The organism is Microcystis sp. LE19-131.1A, from assembly GCF_027532015.1.
Taxonomy (GTDB): Bacteria; Cyanobacteriota; Cyanobacteriia; order Cyanobacteriales; family Microcystaceae; genus Microcystis; species Microcystis ichthyoblabe_A.
This window is the reverse complement of record NZ_JAPZSS010000119.1, coordinates 1-1,005: the sequence shown is the minus strand read 5'-3', so window position 1 is coordinate 1,005 and position 1,005 is coordinate 1. Positions and strand designations below refer to the sequence as shown.

Here is a 1,005-nt window from a genome sequence, read left to right as displayed (position 1 = left end):
TCAGGAACCGTCAGTTTTGCGGCGGGAGAAACCTCGAAAGTGATTACCGTTAATGTTCAAGGGGATACCACCGTCGAACCTAACGAAAACTTTACGGTAACTCTCTCCAATCCCACCAACGGAGCAACGATTACCACTGCCACTGCTGTTGGGACTATCCAAAATGATGATGGCAACACAGGCAATACATTCACCAATTCTACTCCTATCTCTATTCCTCAGGGAGGGCCAAGCACTCCCTATCCTTCGACGATCAATGTTTCAGGCTTAAGCGGTAATATTAATAGCCTGAAAGTAACGCTGACAAACCTGAGCCATACTTGGCCCGATGATATTGATGTATTACTGGTCGGTCCGACGGGAACCAAAGCCTTATTAATGTCCGATGTGGGTGGCTCAAGTGGTATCAATAATGTCACTCTCACCTTTGATCCGACGGCAACCTCCTTATTGCCCGATGAAGGGATAATTACCAGTGGCAGTTATAAGGCCACAGACTTTGAAACCGGTGATTTCTTTAACACGCCCGCTCCCGGTGGCCCCTACGGTACGGACTTCTCCGTATTCAACGGCATCAACCCCAATGGAACCTGGAGCCTCTATGTTGTGGATGACGTGGGAGGAGACGCGGGAACTATTGCCGGTGGTTGGTCACTGAATATTGGAACTGCTTCAACGGCTCCCACCTTGGCGATCGCGGCGACCAATGCCAACCAAACAGAAGGGAATAGTGGCAGCAAAGCCTTTACCTTTACCGTTACTCGTGCAGTTAATACCACAGGGGCCAATAACGTCAACTGGGCAGTAACAGGCTCAGGAACCAGTGCAGCTAATGCCACTGATTTTGTGGGGGGAGTCTTACCCTCAGGAACCGTCAGTTTTGCGGCGGGAGAAACCTCGAAAGTGATTACCGTTAATGTTCAAGGGGATACCACCGTCGAACCTAACGAAAACTTTACGGTAACTCTCTCCAATCCCACCAACGGAGCAACGATTACCACTGCC

1 protein-coding gene is annotated in these 1,005 nt (G+C 49.9%); it reads left to right on the top strand.

The window, feature by feature from the left end:
• A partial coding sequence (locus tag O9323_RS10310) for a Calx-beta domain-containing protein (protein WP_288125054.1) occupies positions 1 to 1,005 on the top strand: 1,005 nt, incomplete at both ends.